At 72.1% G+C, this 16,280-nt stretch carries 15 protein-coding genes; 9 read left to right on the top strand and 6 right to left on the bottom strand.

What is annotated here, in order from left to right:
- Window positions 1–4: 4 nt before the first annotated feature.
- From OG329_RS02900 to OG329_RS02880, 5 genes are read left to right on the top strand one after another with little or no spacing between them, the layout of a single operon-like run.
- Entirely contained in the window at window positions 5–883 is an 879-nt protein-coding gene (locus tag OG329_RS02900; protein WP_405792499.1) for a carbohydrate ABC transporter permease, read from the top strand.
- Window positions 883–1,809 carry a carbohydrate ABC transporter permease gene (locus OG329_RS02895; RefSeq protein WP_405792497.1) on the top strand — a complete coding sequence of 309 codons (927 nt, stop codon included), beginning with the start codon at window positions 883–885 and terminating at the stop codon, window positions 1,807–1,809. Before OG329_RS02900 ends, OG329_RS02895 begins: the two co-directional genes overlap by 1 nt.
- Entirely contained in the window at window positions 1,806–2,564 is a 759-nt protein-coding gene (locus tag OG329_RS02890) for an amidohydrolase family protein (RefSeq protein ID WP_405792495.1), read from the top strand. Before OG329_RS02895 ends, OG329_RS02890 begins: the two co-directional genes overlap by 4 nt.
- The gene (locus OG329_RS02885) at window positions 2,561–3,301 is read left to right on the top strand and encodes an amidohydrolase family protein (RefSeq protein WP_405792493.1); all 741 of its coding nucleotides are present in this window, start codon (window positions 2,561–2,563) and stop codon (window positions 3,299–3,301) included. Before OG329_RS02890 ends, OG329_RS02885 begins: the two co-directional genes overlap by 4 nt.
- The gene (locus tag OG329_RS02880) at window positions 3,298–4,434 is read left to right on the top strand and encodes a DegT/DnrJ/EryC1/StrS family aminotransferase (protein ID WP_405792491.1); all 1,137 of its coding nucleotides are present in this window, start codon (window positions 3,298–3,300) and stop codon (window positions 4,432–4,434) included. Before OG329_RS02885 ends, OG329_RS02880 begins: the two co-directional genes overlap by 4 nt.
- A gap of 86 nt (window positions 4,435–4,520) precedes the next feature.
- On the opposite strand, the gene OG329_RS02875 is transcribed toward OG329_RS02880, so the two are convergent.
- Together OG329_RS02875 and OG329_RS02870 are read right to left on the bottom strand one after the other, a co-directional pair.
- Window positions 4,521–6,503, bottom strand: a complete 1,983-nt coding sequence (locus tag OG329_RS02875) for a PQQ-binding-like beta-propeller repeat protein (RefSeq protein ID WP_405792489.1) — start codon at window positions 6,501–6,503, stop codon at window positions 4,521–4,523.
- 132 nt (window positions 6,504–6,635) lie between these two features.
- Window positions 6,636–7,616: an LLM class flavin-dependent oxidoreductase gene (locus OG329_RS02870; protein WP_405792487.1), complete on the bottom strand. Its 981-nt coding sequence runs from the start codon at window positions 7,614–7,616 to the stop codon at window positions 6,636–6,638.
- Window positions 7,617–7,697: 81 nt separating this feature from the next.
- Here OG329_RS02870 and OG329_RS02865 point away from each other — a divergent pair, with 81 nt between their 5' ends.
- The gene (locus tag OG329_RS02865; protein ID WP_405792485.1) at window positions 7,698–8,690 is read left to right on the top strand and encodes a dihydrodipicolinate synthase family protein; all 993 of its coding nucleotides are present in this window, start codon (window positions 7,698–7,700) and stop codon (window positions 8,688–8,690) included.
- A gap of 60 nt (window positions 8,691–8,750) precedes the next feature.
- Here the strand turns inward: OG329_RS02865 and OG329_RS02860 are convergent, their stop codons facing one another.
- The 3 genes from OG329_RS02860 to OG329_RS02850 are packed head-to-tail and all read right to left on the bottom strand — an operon-like array spanning window position 8,751 to window position 11,439.
- A complete protein-coding gene (locus OG329_RS02860) occupies window positions 8,751–9,533 on the bottom strand; it encodes an amidohydrolase family protein (protein WP_405792483.1) in 783 nt (260 codons plus the stop codon).
- Window positions 9,533–10,321: a hypothetical protein gene (locus OG329_RS02855; RefSeq protein ID WP_405792481.1), complete on the bottom strand. Its 789-nt coding sequence runs from the start codon at window positions 10,319–10,321 to the stop codon at window positions 9,533–9,535. The genes OG329_RS02860 and OG329_RS02855 overlap by 1 nt, the downstream gene beginning before the upstream one ends.
- The gene (locus OG329_RS02850; protein WP_405792479.1) at window positions 10,318–11,439 is read right to left on the bottom strand and encodes a DegT/DnrJ/EryC1/StrS family aminotransferase; all 1,122 of its coding nucleotides are present in this window, start codon (window positions 11,437–11,439) and stop codon (window positions 10,318–10,320) included. Before OG329_RS02850 ends, OG329_RS02855 begins: the two co-directional genes overlap by 4 nt.
- Window positions 11,440–11,616: 177 nt before the next feature.
- Here OG329_RS02850 and OG329_RS02845 point away from each other — a divergent pair, with 177 nt between their 5' ends.
- From OG329_RS02845 to OG329_RS02835, 3 genes are all read left to right on the top strand, one after another.
- Window positions 11,617–12,876, top strand: coding sequence for a hypothetical protein (locus OG329_RS02845; protein WP_405792477.1), 1,260 nt, complete (start codon window positions 11,617–11,619; stop codon window positions 12,874–12,876).
- A gap of 210 nt (window positions 12,877–13,086) precedes the next feature.
- Window positions 13,087–14,163 carry a mandelate racemase/muconate lactonizing enzyme family protein gene (locus OG329_RS02840; protein ID WP_405792475.1) on the top strand — a complete coding sequence of 359 codons (1,077 nt, stop codon included), beginning with the start codon at window positions 13,087–13,089 and terminating at the stop codon, window positions 14,161–14,163.
- Window positions 14,164–14,237: 74 nt separating this feature from the next.
- Window positions 14,238–14,876, top strand: coding sequence for a DUF4291 domain-containing protein (locus OG329_RS02835; protein WP_405792473.1), 639 nt, complete (start codon window positions 14,238–14,240; stop codon window positions 14,874–14,876).
- A 24-nt stretch (window positions 14,877–14,900) separates the two neighbouring features.
- Here OG329_RS02835 and OG329_RS02830 read toward each other — a convergent pair whose 3' ends face one another.
- Window positions 14,901–16,277, bottom strand: coding sequence for a hypothetical protein (locus OG329_RS02830; RefSeq protein WP_405792471.1), 1,377 nt, complete (start codon window positions 16,275–16,277; stop codon window positions 14,901–14,903).
- Window positions 16,278–16,280 lie beyond the last annotated feature (3 nt).

Genomic DNA, 16,280 nt, shown 5'->3' with positions numbered 1-16,280 from the left:
CCGGATGCGGAAGATCGCACCACTGCGCCGGCACGACGCACGGGCGGGCCTGCTGTTCGTGGCCCCGATGCTCCTGCTGTTCCTGATGTTCCGCTTCGGCCCCGTGCTCGGGGCGGGGTTCCTCTCGCTGACCGACTACCGGCTCAGCGGCGAATGGGAGTTCATCGGGGCCGAGAACTACTCCCGGCTGATCGACGACGCTCTGTTCTGGGAAAGCCTCGGCGTCACCGTCACCTACACCGCCGTCTACGTCCCCCTGACGGTCGGCCTCGCCCTCGGCACCGCCATGCTGCTGCACCGCACGCTGTGGCTGCGCGGCTTCTTCCGCGGGGTGTTCTTCCTGCCGTACGTCACCAGCGTCGTGCTGGCCGCCGTCATCTGGAAGTGGATCTACGAGGTCGAGGACGGCCTGCTCAACTCCGCCCTCGGCGCCCTGTCGTTCGGCTCCGTCGACTTCCTCGGCAGCGACTCGCTCGTGCTGCCGTCGATCGCGGCGACGTCGGCCTGGAAGGGCTTCGGCTACTCGATGCTCATCCTGCTCGCCGGCCTCCAGTCGATACCGAAGTCCGTCACGGAGGCCGCGACGATCGACGGCGCCGACGGCTGGCAGCGCTTCCGCCACATCACGCTGCCGATGCTGCGGCCGGTGCTGTTCTTCGTGCTGGTCATCGAGGCCATCCAGGCGTTCCAGGTCTTCGACCAGATGTACGTCATGACGGCCGGCGGCCCGGTCCGCTCCAGCTACAGCCTCGTCTACTTCCTCTACGACACCGGTTTCAAGTACTTCGACTTCGGCTACGCCAGCGCGCTGGGACTCGTGCTCTTCGTGGTCGTACTGGTCTTCTCGCTGATCCAGCGGTGGTTGATCGGGAGGGATGACTGATGGCTCTGCTCACCCGCGACAACACACCCCCGGACGCAGGCGGCGACAACGAGAACCGGAAGGGGAAGGGGAAGGGCGGGGGCGGGGGCCGTACGCCGAAAGCGAGGCGGGCGGACCGAGGCCCGGCGCGGCTCGGACTGCCGACACTGCTGGTGCTGGTGGCGTTCGTGACCGTCGCGCCGTTCGCGGTGATGGTGCTGGTCGCCTTCGCCCCGCACAGCGGCAAGACCCTGCCGGGTGCGTTCGACATCGGCCGGGCCACGCTCGCGAACTTCCAGGAGGTGCTGGGCAGTTCCGACATCCTGCGCTGGGCGCTGAACTCGACGATCTACTCCGTGGTCTCCGTCGTGTTCATCCTGCTGTTCGCCTCCATGGCCGGCTACGCCTTCGCCAAGAAACGCTTCCCCGGCCGGGAGATCATGTTCTGGTCGTTCCTGGCGACCCTGATGGTGCCGTTCCAGGCCACGCTCATCCCGTACTACATCCTCATCTCCGAGATGGGCGGCGTGGACACGTACTGGGGGATGATCGTCCCCACCCTCGCCAACTCCCAGGCCGTCTTCCTGATGCGGCAGTTCATCACGCAGTTGCCGGACGAGCTGTTCGAGGCGGCGAAGATCGACGGCGCCTCGGAGTGGCGGATCTACACCACGATCGTCCTCCCGCTGATCCGGCCGATCATGGCGACGCTCGGCGTCTTCGTCTTCCTGTGGCACTGGAACGACTTCCTGTGGCCCCTGGTCATCGCCCAGTCCGGGGACATGCACACCCTGACGGTGGGGCTGGCCACACTCGACGGCGAGAACGTGACGATCAACCAGGTCATGGCGGGCGCGACCATCACCGTCGTGCCGTGCCTGCTCGTCTTCGGGCTGCTCCAGCGGTATCTGACGGACAGCATCGCGACGACGGGACTGAAGTCATGAGGGTCGTGGACATCAACCGGATCCTCGGGCCCGTACCGCACGACGAGGTGCCCGGCCGCGACGCGGACGGGATGCGCGCGGAGCTGGACAGGCTGCGCATCGACGAGGCGTGGGTGGTGCACTCCCACGCGGTCTACGGCGACCCGCTGACCGTGCCGCCGGTCGAGGAGGACCGGCTGGTGGCCGTGCCGGTGGTGATCCCCGGCCCACTCGGCACGGGGGAGCCGCCGCCCGCGCCGGTGGTACGGCTCTACCCGCAGGCGCACCGCTTCTCGCTCGGTGACGACGGGAGCGACCCGTACGACGACCGTTACGACGGCGCTGACGACGGCGCCCGGCTGCTCCAACTGCTGGGCGAGCGGCGCACCGTGACCCTGATCGACTGGGAACAGCTCGACGCCGCCGGCCGGCGCCACCTCTCCCGCCGTACGGGCATGCCGCCGCTCGTCCTCCTCGGCACCGGATACCGAAGCCTGCGCGAACTTGCCGACCTGATGGGCCGCTGCGAGCACCTGCACGTCGACACCTCCACACTCTGCGGCCACCGTCAGGTCGAATGGGTCGCCGAGCACTTCGGGTCGCACCGCGTGCTGTTCGGCACCGGATCCCCCCTGACCGACGACGCCGGGCCGCGCTTCCAGCTCGACCACCTCGACCTGCCGGAGGCGGACGTCGCGCGGATCGCCGCGGGCAACGCCGACCGGCTGCTGCGGGAAGCGGGACCGCGCGGGGCCGGACGGGGGGAGACCGGATGAACATCATCGACGCGCACGCGCACCTGGGCCGCTGGTTCAACTTCGCGATCCCCGACGGCTCCGCGATGAGCCTGCTCGCCGTGATGGACCGCTGCGGCGTCGCCCAGGCGTGCGTCTCCCACCTGCTGGCCGTCGGCCCCGACGCCCGCGCCGGCAACGAACTGCTCGTGGCCGACCTGGCCAGGCACCCGGGGCGCCTCCTCGGCTACGCCGTCTACCAGCCGCACGACCCGCAGGCCGGCGCCCGACTGCGCGACCTGCTGGACACACCCGGCATGGTCGGCGTCAAGCTCCACCCGGACGTGCACGAGGCCGAGTTGGACTCGCCCGCGTACGCCGAGGCGTTCGAGATCGCGGCGGAGCGCGGCGTGCCCGTGCTCTCCCACGGTCAGTACGGCTCGCCCTGGTCCGATCCCGCGCGCTTCGCGGCGGTCGGCCCGCGCTACCCGGCGCTGCCGGTCCTCATGGGGCACGCCGGGCTGTGGCCCGAGGGGTTCGCCGCGGCGGCGCGCGCGGCGGAGGCGGCCCCGAACCTCGTACTGGAGACATGCGGTTCGCGGATGACGTCGCGCCACCTCGTGCGGCTGGTACGGGAAGTGGGCGCCGAGCGGATCGCGTTCGGCTCGGACGCCGTCTTCCTCGACCTGCGGGTCGGGCTCGGCCGCGTGGCGCTGGCGGAGCTTTCGGAGGCGCAGCGCGCGCGGATTCTCCACGGAACCATGAAAGGGCTCTTGTGACGTCGTCGCCTGTACGCACCAAACCCTGGCCCCAGTGGCCGCCGCCCGCCACCGACGAGCAGCGCGAGGCGCTGCTGGCCGTTCTCGACAGCGGTCTGTGGGGCGCGACCAACGGGCCCGAAGTCGAGGACTTCGCCGCCGCGTTCGCGAAGTCGGTGGGCGCGCCGTACGGGGTGTGCACCGTCAACAACACCGTGGGACTGTTCCTCGCCCTGCGCGCGGTGGGCGTCGAGCCCGGCGACGAGGTGATCGTCCCGGCGTACACGTTCGTCGCCAGCGCCTCCGCGGTGGTGCTGGCGGGCGCCCGGCCGGTGCTCGCGGATGTACACCCCGACACGCTGCTCGTCGACCCCGATGCGGTCGCCGCTCTCGTAGGACCGCGGACCGGAGCCGTCATGACGGTCCATCTCTCGGGGGCGGTGGCCGACGCCGGCGTGCCCGGGGTGCCGGTCGTGGAGGACGCCGCGCAGGCGCACGGCGCGGTGCGCGGCGGGCGGGCGGCGGGGACGCTGGGGGACGCGGGCTGTTTCAGCTTCCAGTCGAGCAAGGCGATGACGGCGGGGGAGGGCGGTGTCGTCGTCACCGCAGACCGTGGGACGTACGAGCGGCTGTGGTCCCTGCACAACGTCGGGCGGAAGCTGGGCGGCGGCTGGTACGAGCACCCGTCGCTGGGCTGGAACCTGCGGATGACCGGCTTCCAGGCGGCCGTACTGCGGCCGCAGCTCGCCCAGTTGCCCGCGCAGATCGACCGGCGGACGCGCTCCGTGGCGGTGCTCGCGCAGGCGCTGGCGGACGTCGAGGGCCTGTCGGTGCGCCCGGCGCCGCCGGACACCGAGCGGCACACCTGGCACCTGGCGATGCTGCGGTACGACGCGGCGGCGTTCGGGGGCCGTACGAAGGACGACTTCATCGCCGCGATGGCGGCGGAGGGCATCCCGCTCGACGCCGGATACCAACCGCTGTCGGTGGAGCCGTCGCTCGCCGCGTACGCCGGGCCGTGCCCGGTGGCGGAGGCGCAGGCGGCGGCCACGGTGTGGGTGCGGCAGCATCTGCTGATGGCCGACGACGACGCGATGGCGGACATCGCGCGGGCGGCGCGGAAAGTGCGGGAGGCGTTCACGCGCCCGGCGTGAGCGCGAGCGCGAAACGGCGGTGGGGACCGGGCTTTCGGCCCGGTCCCCACCGCCTTCTTCGTGCCTGTGCCCGCGTCCGGTCCGGGTCAGCAGATCCGGTAGGTGTAGAACTTCTCGTTGCGCGACAGGTACAGGTTGCCGTCGGCGCCTTTCGCGAGATTCGAGATCGGCCGGGCGATCAGTGTCATCTGCGTCGTCGCCGGGTCGATCCGGTACGCCTTGCCCTGGGTCTTGCCCCACAGATATCCGGCGTGGAACACGAGGTTGGTGTCGTGCCAGACCTGTGTGGCGTTCTCCCAGGGGTACGTCTGGTGCTTGGCCGTACGCAGGGTCTCACCGGTGGCCGGGTCCATCTCGAACACGGCGTCCGGGGTCAGCCCCCAGAGCTTGCCGTTCCCGTCGAAGGACAGCTCACCGAGCGCCAGGTCGCCGGGCACCGGGGCGCTCTGCCACAGCAGTTGGTCGGTGGCGATGTCGTACGCGAAGACCTTCGCGACCGTGTCCTGCGGCGTGCCGACGCCACCGAAGACAGAGGTGGCGCCGTAGACGACGCCGTCGCGGTAGGTCACGCCGACGACCGAGTGTCCGGGGATGATGTTCCGCTTGACGCGGGACTCGCCGGTCGCGGGGTTGATCAGACCCAGCGCGCCGCCCACGGTGCCCACCTTGGGCACGGTGCCGAAGGCTAGCCAGTCGCCGGCCGAGACCATGCTGAACGGCCGGTCCTGCTCCTGCTCGTGGAGGTTGAGCAGCAGCTTGGGCGTCTCGCCGTCGAACTCGTAGACGCGCGCGCCCGGGTAGACGCCGAGGTACAGCTTCCCCTGGTGGGTGACCATGCCCTCGCTCTGGCCGACGCCGGACCAGAACTGCGTGGCGCCGGTGGCCGGTTCGTACGCGGCGAGGCCGCCGGTGAAGAACCCGCCCGCGTACACGCGCCCGTCCGGTCCTTCGGCCAGGGACCGGACGGACACGGGCTGCCCGGTGAGGGAGCCGTCGAGGAGCTTGCCGGTGCCGGACTTGCGGTCGTAGTGCCACATGCGGCCGGTGGACGACGTGCCGACGAGGGTGTTGCCGCGCCAGCCCAGGGGCCGTACGGCGCCTTCGCCGAACTCCGTCATGCCTAGCTCGGTGATCTTGCCCGAGCGCAGGTCGAGCCGGATCAACTCGCCTCGCTGGACCAGGTGGACGGACCGGCCGCGGGCGCCGCCGCCCATGGTGAGGCTTTCCACGTCCTCGGTGACGTGCAGCCACTCGCGGCGCTCAAGGTCGTACACGCCCAGTGGCTTCTTGGCGGCGGAGGTCTCGTAGCGGACGAGGAGGTAGCGGCCGACGATGTCCACGTCGTACGACCAGCCGGTGGCGTCGATCGGCGGCTCGATGACGCGGCGGACCTCGCCGTCGGGGGAGAGGACGGCGACCTTCATGCTCGACGGGCCCATGCCCGCGTAGACGGTGCCGTCGTGGCCGACGGCGAGGTCGCGGATATAGGTCTGGCCGGGTACGGGCGAGCCGAGATCCTTCGTCTCGCCCGTGTCGAGGTCGTAACGGAAGAGGCGGCCGTTGGGGGAGGTGCCGCCGTAGACGTAGTCCTCGGTGGCGGCGACGGTCCACACGAAGGTCTCGGTGGAGACGGGGATGCCGAGTTCGGTGACCTTGTCGTCGTCGGGGTCGTAGCGGAAGATCCGGCCCTTCTGCTCGGCGCTGCCGTAGCTGCCGACGTAGACGCTGTGGTCGGGGGCGACGGTGACGGCCCAGGAGCCGAGGGCGTGGGGGAGCGGGTGCTCGGCGACGAGGGTGCCGTCGTCGGCGTCGCGGATGCCGAGGAGGGCGGGGCCGGAGGCGGAGGAGGTGACGGAGTAGACGCGACCGCGGTCCAGGGCGGTGCCGGCGGTGGTGGCCCCGGTGAGGGGGAGGCTGCCGAGGTCGGCGAAGCCGCACTGGGCGGGGTCGGGGGCGGGGGGCGTGCTGGACGTGGCGGACGTGGACGAATCGGTGGCGGCGGTTTCGGCGTGGGCCGGTACGGCGAGGGTCACGACGAGCAGGCACGCGGCCGCGAGGGCACGACGCATAGGACCTCCAACGGGAGTGATTTACGGTCCTGACCGTAAATGGCACGGGAGATGACGGCAATACGCCGTGCGGCCCGTAATTCGCGTACCACCGCAGAGGTTTGGCCCCCGGACCCCCGCGGGTCTCCGGGCTCAGCCCTCCAGCCGCCCCAGCACCTCACCGAAGCCCTCGATGGCCCGCAGGGCGTCCGCCTGGGGCATCCCCGGCGGCTGGACCCGCAGGATGACGCCGTCCGCACCCATCGCGGCGTAGCGGCCGAGGCCGTCCACGCACTGCTCCGGGGAGCCGACGACGCTGCGCGCGGCGATGTCGTCCCACTCCTGCGCGTACCGGGCCGCGTCCATCGATGTGCGCTTCCAGGACCCGTACGCGTCGTACAGCCCGCGCAGCGGATCCTCCAGCGCCTCACGGGCCTGCTGCGAGGTGGGGGCGCAGTGCCCCTCGCGGCAGACGAGCACGTCGGCGCCGAGGGTGCCGGGGCCGCGCTCGTAGGAGAGGTATTCGGCGATCTTCGCGGGGAGTTCGGCGTCGGTCTCGTTGAAGGAGGTCGTCCAGCCGTCGCACATCCGCGCCGTACGCGCGAGCGCGGCGGGCACCCGGCCGCCGTTCCACAGGCGCGGGCGGGGCCGCTGCGCGGGGCGGGGGGAGAGGAAGGCGTCGGTCACGGAGGTGAAGCGCCCCTCGTACGTCACGGACTCCTCGGTCCACAGCCGGGTGATCAGCTCCACGCACTCCTCGAAGCGCGCGACCTTCTCGCGTGGCGGGACGCCGTACAGGGCGAACTCCTCGGGCCGGTAGCCCAGGACGAGGCCCGCGGTGAGCCGGCCGCCGCAGAGCACGTCGAGGTGGGCGAGGGTTTCGGCGAGCCACACCGGCTGGTAGACGGGGGCGATGAGCCCGGCGGTGGCCAGGCCGATGCGCTCGGTGTGGGCGGCCAGCCAGGTCAGTGAGGTCAGCGCCTCGTGGTAGCCGGGGCGGTGCAGGTGGCGCTCGCCGAGCACCACCCAGTCGAAGCCCGCCTGTTCGGCGAGCCGGGCCTGTTCGACGGCGTCCGCGAGTGCGGGGCGGTCGTCCTTGTCGGCGAACAGATTGATGTAGAGGCCGAGGCGCATGGCCGGACTCCTCTTCCTTTACGGTTTGCCTTTACGGTCTGGGCCGTAAAGGCTAGCGTATGGCGCGTGGTTACCAAAGGGATGACGGAACAAGTGGTGGACATATCGGGCGAGTTGCTTCGGCGACTGCGGGGGACGGTGCTCCCGGCGGTACTGACACCGATGGACGAGCGGGGGACCGTCGACCTCGGCGTCCTGCGCGCGTACGCGGCGAAGCTCGACGCCGCACCGGTCGGCGGCTTCGCGGTGTGGGCACACACCGGCCGTGGCCTGTACCTCTCGGCGGCCGACCGCGCGCACGTGCTGCGCACCTGGCGCGCGGCGACGGACAAGCCCCTCGTCGTCGGCGCGGGCGTCCCCCGCGACCTCGCCCCGGCGACGGCGTCGGTGGAGCAGGCGGAGGCCGCCGTCGAGACCATGGCGGTGACGGCGGCCGAACTGGGCGCGGACGCCGTGATGGTGTACCCGCTGCACGCCCTGGCCGCCCTCCCGGACGGCCACGCCCGCGCCGTGCGACTGCACGAGCGCGTGGCGCGGGCGAGTGGGCTGCCGGTGCTGGGGTTCTTCCTGCACGGCGAGGCGGGCGGATACGAGTACCCGCCGGCGCTCGTCCGCGACCTGCTGGCCCTGCCCGGGGCGCTGGGCCTCAAACTGGCCACCCTGGACCGCGCGATGGCCTGCCAGGACGCGATCCGCACGGCACAGGCCACGGACCGCCTGGTCGTCACCGGCGAGGACCGTATGTTCGGCCCCAGCCTGATGTGGGGCGCCGACACGGCCCTCGTCGGCATCGCGGCGGCCCGCGCGGAACTGACGACGGCGGTCCTCGACGCCTGGCGCGCGGCGGATCACACGGCGTTCGTCAGAGCGTCGGCCCGTCTCGACCGCTTCGCGGAGGCCACCTTCTACTCCCCGATCGAGGGCTATGTACAGCGCATGCACTGGGCAGCGGTGTGGGAGGGCCTGCTGCCGGAGGCGGCGGCCCACGACCCGTTCGGCCCGCCGCTGCCGCAGGGGGAGCGGGACCGGGTGGTGAGCTGCCTGGAGGAGCTGGCGCGGGAGGGGGCGGCGTAGGGCCCGCGTGTTGTCGAAGTCCCGTCCGGGCGACGGGACTTCGGCCGACGGGACTTCGGCTCAGCTCGGTCGGGGCAGGTCGAACAGGTCTGCCGCGTTGCGCCACAGCACCCGGTCCAGCTCCGGTGGTGTGAAGTCCGCGTCGCGGAGCACACCCAGGGACACGCTCGGGTCCACCAGGGTGGAGTCCGTGCCGAACAGCAGACGCTCCACCGGGACGCCCGCCTCGCGCGCGTACGTGACGCGGCCCGCGTCCGCCGCCGTGCGGCAGTGCTCCAGATACAGGCGGTCGCACTGAGCCGCCGCGTGGGCCGCCTCGCGCCAGGCGTCGCCGCCCGCGTGCCCGACGATCACCCGCAGGCGCGGGAGGTCCGCCAGGAGACCGGGGAGAAGCGCGACGTCCGGGTCCCAGGTGTGCAGGAGCAGCGGGAGGGCCAGTTCGTCGAGGAGGGCGAACGCCTCGCGCATCTGGGGGGAGCCGATCGCGCGGCCCGGGTAGTGGGTGTGGATCTTGGCGCCCACGAAGCGGCCCGTGGCCAGATGGCGGCGCAGGTCGGCCGCGCTGTCCTCGATACGGTTCGGGTTCACCACCGCGTAGCCGTACAGCCGGGGGTTGTCGGCCGGATCGTGCCCCAACACCCGTGCCAGCGCCGCGTTTCCCGCCACCGCGTCGTAGGTCACGGCCTCCGCCGCCGAGACGATCTGCACGTCGATCCCGTAACGGTCCATCAGGCGCAGGTTCGTGTCCGCGCTCTCCGCGCTCTCCGCGTTCGCCGCGTTCGCCGCGTCGTCGCGGTGGTACGGCCACGGGCCCCAGTGCGCGTGTACGTCGATGATCGGCATCAGCTCAGCAACTCCTCGACGTTCCGGCCCGCGATCGCTTCCCGTTCGGCCGCGCCGATACGCGCGTACCGCAGCCGCAGCGTCTGCGGCGAGATGTCCGTGAACGGCGTACGGGAGCCGAAGACGAGCCGGTGCGCCCCCACCGCGCCCACCACCCGCTCGATCGAGTCCGGCGCCGACAGCAGCCGCGTCGTCGCCATGAACCCCGGCTCGTGGCGGGCCAACAGCAGGAAGTCGCCCAGCAGATACGTATGCAGGTCCAGGAAGATCACGCGCGCCCCCCGGCCCGCCAGCGCCGGGCCGAAGCGACGCGGGTCGCCGTCCTGGAGCAGGACCATCCCGCGCGTCTGCGCGACGTCGACCACATGCCGATAGCCGGGGAAGTCCGGCTCCGCCCCCTGCTCGACGGTGAACAGCCGCAGGAACCGTACCCCCGCCGCGTACAGCCCCTCGATCCGCTCCTCGGCGCCCCACGCGTCCCGCAGGTCCACCGTGCCCACCGGCAGCAGCTCGGGGCAGTCCGCCAGGTCGCGCAGCGTCGCCGCGTTGCCGGACTCCGCGTCGAAGAGGGCGCCGCGCGTCGACAGGGCGAGCGCCCGCTCGACGGGGGAGCGCGCCAACCGCGCGCGGACCTCGGCGAGATCCGCGTCGCGGTGGTGCCTCGGCCAGGGGCCGTAGAGCACGTCCACATCCCAGCGCACGCGCTCGGCGGGGGAGGGAGTCAGCCACTCGTACGTCATGCCGTACGTCAGGTCTTGCGTCGTGTCGTGCGTCGTGTCGGGCGTCACGCGGATGCCGCCAGGACCGCCCGCGCGATGTCGTCCACGTCGTCCGGCGTGTACCCCTCGTTCCAGTCCAGCACCACCATCGTGCGCCCGATCAGCCGCTCCGCCTGTGGGCACAGCCCCTCGGGGTAGCCGGTGAACACCGGGTTCGCGTACAGCGGGCGCTCCAGGTAGCCGGCGGCGGCCGGGACGCCCGCGGCCGTCAGCGCCTTCGCCCAGCGGGCGTTGTCGTCCACCAGCAGCGGATACAGCCACCAGGCGTGTCCGGCGGGCCGCGGCGCGGTCCGTACGCCGGCCGCCCCGGCGAGCGCGGCGGTCAGCCGGGCCGCCCGTTCGCGACGGACCCGTACCACCTCCGTGACCTTCCCCAACTGCGCCCGCGCGACCGCCGCCGTCAGCTCCGGCATGCGGTAGTTGAGCCCCGGTACGCGGTGGATCCGCCCCTCCGTCCGGTCCCAGCCCTTGTCGGCGAACAGCCGCATCCGGCGGGCGAGTTCGGGGTCGTCGGTGAGCGCCAGGCCGCCGTCGCCGGCCGTGATGTGCTTGTACTGCTGGAGGCTGAAGCAGGCGATGTCGCCGTACGTGCCCAGCAGCCGCCCCGCGCCGTCCTCGCCGAGCCACGCCTGCGCGCAGTCCTCGATGAGCACGAGCCCGTGCCGGTCGCACAGCTCCCGCAGCTCCGCGACCCGCGCCGCGGCGCCGAAGAGATGGACGGCCAGGACCGCCTTCGTGCGCGGGGTGATCGCCGCGGCGACGGCCGCCGGGTCGAGGTTGCCGTCGTCGGGAAGTACGTCGGCGAAGACCGGCCGCCCGCCCTCTGCCAGGATGGGGGCCACGGTGCCGAAGTCGGAGATGGGTGTGGTGATGACCTCGTCGCCCGGTTCGATGCCGGCCGCCGCGACTGCCAGATGCAGCGAGGCGGTGCCGGAACTGCACGCGACGGCGTGGGCCGGCCCGTACAGCTCGGCCATCTCCCGTTGCAACGCGGGCACTTCGCCGCCGAACGTGCCGCACAGCACGGCGGAGTCGAGCACTCGCAGCACCGCTGCGCGCTCCTCTTCGCCGATCGTGCGGCCGCGCGGTTCAAGCACGGTGGGCAGCGGTCTGTCCCGTACGGACATGACGGCGTGATCCTTTCGACGCAACGCGTTTATGGACTGGACCGAAAGGTAAATGGCTCTTTGCGGCACGTCAACCCTGGTAGCCGTGACTCCGCTGGGGTCCGTAAATGCCTACACTTACCCGCGATGTTTGGGACCCGGCCAGAACAGGCCGCATGGATGAAGGAGACGGGGCGCATGGCGTTCACCATCGGGGTGATCGGCCCCGAGGACCTGGTGCAGAAGGTGCAGGCGGTCGGCGCCTCCGGCACCACAAGGTTGCTCGGCCTGCCCTACCGGCACGAGGACGAGACCCTCGACGTCGTCCGCGATGCGGCGGCGTCCGGCGCCGACGCCCTGCTGTTCACCGGGGTCGTGCCGCACGCCCTCGCGGCGGAGGCCGGGCTGCTCGACCGGCCGGCGATGTACGTGCCGTACAACGGGGCGACGCTGCTGCGGGCGCTGGTCGAACTGCTGCGCCTGGGCCACGACGTGTCGCGGATCTCCATCGACACGCTGCGGCGCGCCGAGGTCGTCGAGACCATGACCGAGGCCAAGCTGCCGACCGAGCACGTGCACGTGCTGCCGTACCGCCCCGGGCTGACCGGAGACGACCTCGTCTCCTTCCATCTCGGCGCCCGCGACAAGAAGCGCACCCGGGTCGCGCTCACCTGCCTCGGCTCCACCTTCCACACGCTCGACAACGAGATGCACGCCGTACGCCTCTCGCCCTCCCGGCACTCCATCCGCTCCACCGTGCAGTCGCTGGTGCTCGCCGCCTCCGCCGCGCAGAGCGGCGACACGCAGGTGGCGCTGGGCATTGTCGACATCCCGCCCGGCTCCGACGACTCCGAACTGGCCGCGGATCTCGCCGCGCTCGGCGGCAGCCTGGCCTATCTGCCGGACGGGCGGCGGCTGGTGGTGACCACACGCGGCGCGCTGGAGAAGGCCAGCGAACACTTCACCCGGCTTCCGCTGCTCGACGCGCTCGCCTCACGACACACCTCGGTGCACGTGGGTTTCGGTCTGGGCCGTACGGCGGCGGAGGCCGAGTCGCTGGCGCGGCGGGCGGTCAACCGGGCCGGTGCGGTGGGGTCCGTGGCCGGGGTCGTGTCCATGCGGGACGACGTGGACATGGTGATCGACGCCGACTCCGGCCGGGCGTCCGCGCCTGCCGGGCCGGAGAACAGCGTGCTGCTCGCGCGGCGCGTGGGGCTCAACCCGCAGACGCTCGACAAGCTGCGCGAACTGGTCGCCGCGGGTGGCGCTGAGGGCGCCGGCGAGGGCGCCGGTGAGGGCCTGACCGCGCACGCGGTGGCGGAGTATCTGGACGTCCAACAGCGCACCGCGAGGCGGGTGTTGAAGCGCCTGGAGCGGGCGGGGGTGGCGGTGCCGATCGGCAGCCGGCAGGACGGGCAGACAGGCCGGCCGCCGATCGTGTACCGGGTACGGCTCTGAGGCGGGGGGCCGGGCCGGGGCGGGGCCGTCGTCGCGCGGCCCGGGTCCCGGCCCCGCCCCCGTACCGCCGTACGACCTGACGGCGGCGCGCCACCCGGCGCTCCTCCCCGCGCATCGGGAGGCGGTGCCGGATCACGGCGGTCCGCACTCCTTGCCACAGACGCTTCCGCGAATTACGGTCTAGGCCGGAACTCGGATGAGGAGCCGCACTTGAGAATCGCCTCGGTCCGCACTCGTGTGGTCAGCGCACCGTATGTGCGCCCCTTCGTCATCAGCAGCGGCTCCAGCTCCGATCTGGTCAGCCTCGTCGTCGAGGTGACCACCGACGACGGTCTCACCGGCTACGGCGAGGCCGCACCCATGACCGCGTACACCGGCGACACCCTCGCCGGCGTCCGCGCCGCCGTCACCGAACACGTCGGCCCCGCGCTGCTCGGCCGCGACCCGCGCGACCTGGCCGGCGCGCACACCGCCATGGACACCGCCATCCGCGGCCAGAGCCTCGCCAAGGCCGCCCTCGATCTCGCCCTGCACGACCTCGCGGGCCTGGCCGCCGACTGGCCGGTGCACTTCCTGCTCGGCGGCCGGGTCCGCGAGTACGTGCCGACCACCTGGGTCGTCGGCCTCGGCACCCTGGAGGAGATGACGGCGGAGGCCGCCGCGTACGCGGCGAAGGGCTTCGAGCACATCAAGGTGAAGGGCGGCGTGGACCCGGCGGCCGACATCGAGTTGATACGGGCCGTACGCGCCGTGCTGCCGGCCGGCACCGAGCTGTGCCTGGACGCCAACGAGGGCTACGGCCCCACCGTCGCCGCCCGGACCCTGACGCGCATGGCGGAGGCGGGGCTCGACCTCGTCGAACAGCCGCTGCCGCGCTGGGATCTGGCCGGGATGGCCGCCCTGCGCAGCAAGGTCGGGGTGCGGGTGATAGCGGACGAGAGCGTGCACTCGCTGCACGACGCGCTGGAGATCGTCCGCCGCGGGGCCGCCGACGTACTGAACATCAAGATCCTCAAGGTGGGCGGACTGTACCGGGCGCGCCAGATCGCGGCGATCGCGGAGGCGGCGGGGCTCGCGGTGAAGATCGGTTCGATGCCGGAGCTGGGTGTGGCGACGCTCGCGGCGGTCCACCTGGCGGCGTCACTGCCGCACGCGACGGTGGCGGCGGACCTGGTCGGGCCGCTGATGGTGCGTCAGGAACCGTTGGCCCCGGCGTCGTTCGCGTCGGCGGGCACGGGGCGGGTACGGGTGCCGACGCGGGCGGGGCTGGGACACGACCTGGGGTGAGACGTACGCCCCCGGCGGCTGCCTGCCCGGTAATTCGATGGCGCGACTCCCGGCGAACGTCGACTCTGGGCACCGTGCCAGAACCCAAGCATCAGATCCGCGCCCTCCACACGGCCACCACGGTGACCGTCTACCTGGCGTACGCGCCGGAAATCGGCCTGCCCGCCGCGCGGGACGGTCGCTTTCCGGCAGCCTGGAAGAGGGACCGCATGACGTGGATCAAACCGTCGTTCCTGTGGATGATGTATCGCTGCGGATGGGCGAGCAAGGAAGGCCAGGAGACCGTCCTCGCGATCGAAATCACCCGCGAGGGCTTCGAGTGGGCCCTGCGAAACGCCTGCCTGACCCACTACGAACACGGGCTGCATCCCGACCACGCCACCTGGAAACGCCAACTGAGGCGAGCCCCGGCCCGAGTGCAGTGGGATCCCGAACGCGATCTGCGCCTACAGCCGCTTCCGCACCGCTCGCTTCAACTCGGACTGACGGGCGAGGCCGCCGCGCGCTACGCGGACAAGTGGATCGTCTCGATCAACGACGTCACCGCACTCGCACATGCGATCCGTGCCCACGTACGGGACGGAGCGCTGGATGCCGCCCAGCAGCTCCTTCCCGCAGAACACCCCTATCCGTCGGGCGACATGCTTCTCGCACTGGCCGCGCCCTTGTCGACGGACCGCCAGGACAAGCCTGCCGGCCTCGCGCTCTCGTGAGGGAGGGGCTGGGGGTGCCCGGTCTCAGTCGGCGGTGGTGGAGTCCGGGTCGTCGAGTTCGTGCAGGCCCGCCGGGTCGTCCTCCGTCAGGACCTCGCCTGCCGCGGTGACGAAGCGCTGGGCGTGGCCCCGGTGGACGCACAGGAGTTGGTCGTGGGTGCCGGTCGGGTCCCGGTGGACGGCGAGCGCCGGACCGTACTTGCTGTTGTGCCCCGGCATCTCGGTGTCGGTGCTCCACGCGGTGCCGTCGAAGGCGGACCACCACAGACGCTGGCGTGCGGGATCGCGGTGGACGCACGTCAGCTTGCCGTCGAAGACGGCGAGGCCGATGTTGCTCCGAGTACGGTGCCCCGGCAGCGCGCCGTCGAAGGTCCAGGCGGTGTCGCGCAGTTGGCTCCAGTGGATGGCCCCGTCCTTGGGGTTGCCGTGCAGCAGATGGAGGGCGCCGTCGTACACGGCGAGGGCCGGGGACCGTGTGGTGGCGCGGCCGGGAACCGGTGCGGGGATTGTCCAGACGCGGCCGTCCCGGCTGGTGGTGACCATGATCCGCTGGGCGGCGTCGGCGTAGGCGAGATGGAGTGCGTCACGGAAGACGGCCAGCGCCGGACCGTAGACGCTCTCGGCATGAGGGACCGGCCGGTCCGGTGTCCAGGTGCCGCCGTCGTACGAGGTCAGCGCGATGCCCCAGTCGCCCGAGCCACCGCGGTGCGCGCAGTACAGCCGGTCCTGGAACACGGCCAGGGCCGGGCTGCCCAGGGTGTGGTGGGCGGGAAACGACCGGTCGTCGGAACGGGTGCCGTCCGACCGGTGCGCGGTCCACCACAGGGAGGGATTGTCGCCCCGGCCCTGGTAGACGCAGTACAGGTCGTCGCGGAAGACGGCCAGGGCAGGGGCTTCGGAGGCGTACTGGGCGGTGAACTGCGCTTCGGTTCCCCAGCCCGCGCCCGGTGCGAACACGCTGAACCACAGGCCGGTTTCGCGCGGCGGCGCGTCAAGGGGCATGGGGGCGAGGAGCGTGGGCGCCGACCACGGCGAAAGCAGCTCGTATCCGGAGCCCCGGGCGGCCGACCGGAACTGTTCCGCGCGGCCGGTCAGTGCCGCGTCGACGGCTCCGGCGACCTCTGCCGGCAGGGTTCCGGCGAGCACTCGCGACACCAGGTCACGGAAGGTGTCGCCGGGCGGCCCGGTGCTGTCGAGGTCCACGAGGCGGTCGGCGGCCCGCTGGTCGAGGAGGAGGGCGAAGCCCCACTCCACCAGGCGGACGGAGACGGCCGTCCCCGCTGCGGCAAGCTCCTTGGCCGCCGCTTCCGCGCGCTCCGCGGCCCTGGCCGAGGGGGCGTCCGCGCCGAACTGCGGTGCTGTGGCGTATTTCCGCCCGGGGGCGGCGCCTTCTGTCGCCATGTT

Source organism: Streptomyces sp. NBC_01506 (assembly GCF_045040295.1).
In the GTDB taxonomy this organism is placed as follows: domain Bacteria; phylum Actinomycetota; class Actinomycetes; order Streptomycetales; family Streptomycetaceae; genus Streptomyces.
Note: the sequence above shows the minus strand (reverse complement) of the source record. Positions and strands in the feature narration are given on the sequence as shown.

Coding starts and splice junctions, on each gene's coding strand:
- OG329_RS02900 (WP_405792499.1), top strand. CDS start 5: ATGCGGAAGATCGCACCACTGCGCCGGCACGACGCACGGGCGGGCCTG.
- OG329_RS02895 (WP_405792497.1), top strand. CDS start 883: ATGGCTCTGCTCACCCGCGACAACACACCCCCGGACGCAGGCGGCGAC.
- OG329_RS02890 (WP_405792495.1), top strand. CDS start 1,806: ATGAGGGTCGTGGACATCAACCGGATCCTCGGGCCCGTACCGCACGAC.
- OG329_RS02885 (WP_405792493.1), top strand. CDS start 2,561: ATGAACATCATCGACGCGCACGCGCACCTGGGCCGCTGGTTCAACTTC.
- OG329_RS02875 (WP_405792489.1), bottom strand. CDS start 6,503: ATGCGTCGTGCCCTCGCGGCCGCGTGCCTGCTCGTCGTGACCCTCGCC.
- OG329_RS02870 (WP_405792487.1), bottom strand. CDS start 7,616: ATGCGCCTCGGCCTCTACATCAATCTGTTCGCCGACAAGGACGACCGC.
- OG329_RS02865 (WP_405792485.1), top strand. CDS start 7,698: ATGACGGAACAAGTGGTGGACATATCGGGCGAGTTGCTTCGGCGACTG.
- OG329_RS02860 (WP_405792483.1), bottom strand. CDS start 9,533: ATGCCGATCATCGACGTACACGCGCACTGGGGCCCGTGGCCGTACCAC.
- OG329_RS02850 (WP_405792479.1), bottom strand. CDS start 11,439: ATGTCCGTACGGGACAGACCGCTGCCCACCGTGCTTGAACCGCGCGGC.
- OG329_RS02845 (WP_405792477.1), top strand. CDS start 11,617: ATGGCGTTCACCATCGGGGTGATCGGCCCCGAGGACCTGGTGCAGAAG.
- OG329_RS02830 (WP_405792471.1), bottom strand. CDS start 16,277: ATGGCGACAGAAGGCGCCGCCCCCGGGCGGAAATACGCCACAGCACCG.